The organism is Levilactobacillus parabrevis ATCC 53295 (assembly GCF_001434055.1).
GTDB lineage: Bacteria > Bacillota > Bacilli > Lactobacillales > Lactobacillaceae > Levilactobacillus > Levilactobacillus parabrevis.
In genome coordinates this window covers 1-645 of the sequence record NZ_AZCZ01000107.1, presented here as the reverse complement: position 1 = coordinate 645, position 645 = coordinate 1, and the positions used below count along the sequence as shown (strand labels likewise).

1 protein-coding gene is annotated in these 645 nt (G+C 42.9%); it reads left to right on the top strand.

What is annotated here, in order from left to right; genetic code table 11:
* On the top strand, positions 1-637 hold a 637-nt coding region (locus FD07_RS11950; RefSeq protein WP_057161962.1), incomplete at its 5' end, for an IS30-like element ISLsa1 family transposase.
* Positions 638-645 lie beyond the last annotated feature (8 nt).

Genomic DNA, 645 nt, shown 5'->3' with positions numbered 1-645 from the left:
TTATAACTTGAGCACTGCGTCAATTTATAATTGGCTTAATCGTGGCTGGCTCCCCTTCAAATTGACTGATCTACCCAATCGGAATGTCCGCCAGCACCGAGTGAGCGAAAATCGTGGGAAATTTACAAGTGGGACTTCCATCGAACAACGGCCAACAACTGTTAATCAACGGTTAGCCTTTGGTCATTGGGAAGTAGATACGGTGCTTTCTAGTCGAAGTGAGTCACGATCATGTCTGGTTACATTCGTAGAACGTAAGACCCGACTTCTATGGGCCATCAAAGCCCCTAATAGAACGGCTAAGGCTCTAAACACCGCCTTTGGCAAGTTTATGGGGGCCTTCGGTCCCCAAGTAAAATCCATTACTGTTGATCATGGTAAAGAGTTTGCCAATTATCAGGCCTTAGAACAGGATTATCAGATCAAAGTTTATTTTTGCCATCCATATTCACCATGGGAGCGAGGTTCCAATGAATATTTTAATAGACGGTTACGCTGGTTCTTCCCGAAAAAGACCAATTTTAGCCAAGTAACGACTGATGAGATCCTAGCAGCACTTGAACTAATTAATCAACGACCATTAAAAATACATCATCAACAGACTGCCATTGAAAGATTCCGGGCTTGTTCGGATTAAACTTGTAA